The organism is Bradyrhizobium sp., from assembly GCF_036735945.1.
GTDB lineage: Bacteria > Pseudomonadota > Alphaproteobacteria > Rhizobiales > Xanthobacteraceae > Bradyrhizobium.
This window is the reverse complement of sequence record NZ_DAINNI010000232.1, coordinates 1-3506: the sequence shown is the minus strand read 5'-3', so window position 1 is coordinate 3506 and position 3506 is coordinate 1. Positions and strand designations below refer to the sequence as shown.

General features: G+C 64.8%; 3 protein-coding genes. 1 reads left to right on the top strand and 2 read right to left on the bottom strand.

Annotated elements, in window-relative coordinates; genetic code table 11:
- Together V7E26_RS29665 and V7E26_RS29660 are read right to left on the bottom strand one after the other, a co-directional pair.
- Positions 1-1072, bottom strand: a 1072-nt coding sequence (locus V7E26_RS29665) for a Zn-dependent alcohol dehydrogenase (RefSeq protein ID WP_324422941.1), incomplete at its 3' end; no start/stop codon positions are given.
- Between the two features lie 50 nt (positions 1073-1122).
- Complete coding sequence (locus V7E26_RS29660) at positions 1123-2904, bottom strand: acyl-CoA dehydrogenase family protein (RefSeq protein ID WP_324422940.1); 1782 nt, start codon at positions 2902-2904, stop codon at positions 1123-1125.
- A gap of 159 nt (positions 2905-3063) precedes the next feature.
- On the opposite strand from V7E26_RS29660, the gene V7E26_RS29655 reads away from it, so the two are divergent.
- Positions 3064-3506 (top strand): SDR family NAD(P)-dependent oxidoreductase (locus V7E26_RS29655; protein ID WP_324422939.1); only part of this gene is annotated, 443 nt, incomplete at its 3' end.

Genomic DNA, 3506 nt, shown 5'->3' with positions numbered 1-3506 from the left:
TCACGCTGCGCAGCGTCTTGCCGGCTTTCATGTTGGCAAAGCCCTCGTTGATCTCCGACAGCTTCAGCTTGGCCGAGATCCAGTCCTCCAGGTGCAGCTTGCCGCGCATGTAGAACTCGACGAGGCGGGGCATATCGACGCGGAAATGGTTGGAGCCCATCGACGAGCCCTGGATCCTGCGCTCGCGCAGGAAATCGAAACCGTGCAGCTCGATCTTCTGGCCGAACGGGATCATGCCGACGATGGTCGCGGTGCCGCCGGGCGCGAGCATGCCGAACGACTGTTCCGCGGTGTCCTTGCGGCCCAGCACCTCGAAGGAATAATGCACGCCGCCGCCGGTCAGTTCGCGCACCTGCTGCACGACGTCGCCGTTGGCGGGATCGACGATGTCGGTGGCGCCCAGCTTGGTGGCAAGCTGCAGTTTGACGGGATTGGTGTCGATCGCGATGATGCGGCCGGCGCCGGCGATCGCGGCACCATTGATCGCGGCCATGCCGACGCCGCCGCAGCCGATCACCGCAACCGTCTCGCCGGCCTGGACCCTGGCCGTGTTCACCACAGCGCCATAGCCGGTGATGACGCCGCAGCCGATCAAGGCCGCCAGTTCCAGCGGCATGTCCTTGCGGATTTTGACGATGGCGTTCTCGTGCACCAGCATCTGCTCGGCGAAGGAAGAGAGGTTGAGGAACTGGTGCAGCTTTTCAGTGCGGCCCCAGGACAGCCGGTTGGACTGGCCGGGCAGCATCTTCACGGTCGTGTCGGTGCACAGCACGGTGCGGCCGGTGGTGCAATTGTCGCAGGTGCCGCAGAACACCGACAGGCAGGTCACGACATGATCGCCGGGCTTTACGTAGGTCACGTCGGAGCCGACCTTCTCGACCACGCCGGCGGATTCATGCCCGAGCACGGCGGGCAGCGGGTGCGGATACAGGCCTTCCATGAAGTGCAGGTCGGAGTGGCAAAGGCCGGCGACGCGCGTGCGGATCAGGACTTCGCGCGGGCCGGGATTCGGCACACTGACATCCTCGATCACCAGCGGCTGGTTGACTTCATGCAGAACGGCGGCCTTCATTGGTGCTTCCCCATCTTGTTCTGGTTTTTATGATTTGGACCGACCGCAGCCTACGCTGCGGCGAGCAATTCGCCAACCTCGGCCATGCCGACGTCGCGCTCGCCGAGCAGATGGCCGGTGATGGCGTGCCGGGTGGCATTTTCCGCAAGCCGGAACGGATCGCCCGCCGCGACACGGTGGTCGATCACCATGCGCGAAAGCAGCAGCCGTCTCGCGTCGCCGCGCATCTCGTGGATGCGGCCGCCCTCCCAGGTCAGCGCAACGGCGCTGGCGACATGATAGAGCAGGCTGGTGGCGCGCCGCGCATCGCCCTCGTTGTCGCTGCGGCTGGCGACTTCGCGGGCGAAGCCGACGGCGCGGTCGGTCAATTCGCGCAAGGTGCTGCGCCAGGCCTGCGGCACATTGGCGCTGTCGTCGAGCCTTGCATGCAGATCTGCCGCGAGCGCGGCATCGGCGCCGTGACGGCCGACCGCGCGCGTCAGCGCATCGATCGCGACGATGTTGCCGGTGCCTTCCCAGATCGAGCCGAGATGGGCGTCGCGCAGCAGGCGGGCGGTGGCGAATTCCTCGATATAGCCGATGCCGCCGCGCATCTCCAACGCGTCGCCGCAGACCTTGCGGGCATCGCGGGTCGAACGGAATTTCAGGGTCGGCGTCAGGATGCGCAGCAGCGCCGCGGCGTCCTGGCTGCCGGCCTCGGCGCGATCGAGCGCATCAGCGGTGAGGAAACTCATCGACAGCGCCTGCTCGGTCGGCAGCATGATCTTCATCAATTGCCGCCGCGCCAGCGGCAGATCGATGATCCGCCGGCCGAACACCACGCGGTTGTTCGCCACCGTCATCGCATCATGATGGGCGCGTCGCATCAGCGCGGTCGATTTGACGCCGTTGGAGAGCCTGGACGAATTCACCATCTCGGCCATCTGCACGAATCCGCGATCGAGCTTGCCGACAGCGTAGGCGATCGCGCCCTCGAACTTGATTTCGCCCGACGCCATCGAACGGGTGCCGAGCTTGTCCTTCAGGCGAACGATCCGGTAGTGGTTCTGCGAGCCGTCGTCGAGAAAACGCGGCATCAGGAACAGGCCTACGCCGCGCGTGCCGGGGCCTGCGCCTTCCGGGCGCGCCAGCAGCATCACCACCCTGGCGTCGGCATTGGAGCAGAACCATTTCTCGCCATGGAGCCGCCAGTGATCGCCTTCCTGCACGGCTCGCGTCGTCAGCGTGCCGACATCGGAGCCGCCCTCCTTCTCGGTCATGAACTGGCCGCCCTGCGTCAGCCTGCCCATGTCGGTCTGCGTCAGGCCGTCGAGATATTTTGCCTTCAGCGCCTCGCTGCCGAAATTGTTGAGCAGCTTTGCGCAGCCGTCGGTGACGTTGATCGGACAACCCATGCCGAATTCGGTCTGGTTGAACAGGAAGGTAAAGGCGTGCTTGGCGACGACGGGATACTTGTCCGGCCAGCCCATGATGCCCTTGCGGATCGACAACGCGTGAATGCCGAACTCGCCGAACGCGGCTTTCTCCAGTTCACGATAGGACGGGTGATATTCGATATACTGTGTATCGCGGCCGAACTTGTCGCGCTGGTGCAGGATGGGCGTGTGACGATCGGCGAGCCGCGCACATTCGTCGAGATAGCCGCCTGCCAGTCCGCCGAGGCGATCGAGATGCGGCTCGATATGGCGAAACAGCGCATCCGGCAGATGCAGCCGCAACAGATCGGTCAGTGCCGGATCGGCCCGGTAGAAATTCATCCCCGTCGTATCCGGCGCGAGCAGGCCCGGCTGATCCGCCGACACCGTCGCACGATCATGCATGAGTGGTTGCATTTTTTGGCCCTTGTTCGTTCCGCCCGATCTTGCTCATCTATCGATAACGCAGGCGGACATGCCGTCAACGGCATAAATTGGAGGGCGACCCCATGGCGAATGATTGCCAGGCGCAATTGGGTTCCTAGATACAGGTACCACCATCCGAGGACCCCGCCCATGGAAATGCCAGAATACAAGATTGCCCTGATCGTCGGCGCCGGCGAGGGATTGAGCGCATCGCTGGCGCGGTTGCTCGCGCGCGAAGGCATCAAGGTTGCGCTCGCCGCGCGCAAGATCGAGAAACTCGGTGCGCTCTGTACCGAAACCGGCGCCCGCGCCTTTGCCTGCAACGCGACCGAGCCCGAGGAAGTCGAGCGCCTGTTCGGGATGGTCGAGCGCGAGATCGGAACGCCAGACCTCGTGGTCTATAATGCCAGCGCCCGGGCCCGCGGCGCGTTTGTCGATCTGGTGCCGGCCGAAGTCGCCAATGCGATCGCGGTTTCGGCCTTTGGCGGTTTCCTGGTGGCGCAACAGGCGGCGCAGCGCATGCTGCCGAACAAGCACGGCGCGATCCTGTTCACCGGGGCTTCCGCCAGCGTCAAGGGCTATCCGCAGTCGGC

Coding starts and splice junctions, on each gene's coding strand:
- V7E26_RS29660 (WP_324422940.1), bottom strand. CDS start 2,904: ATGCAACCACTCATGCATGATCGTGCGACGGTGTCGGCGGATCAGCCG.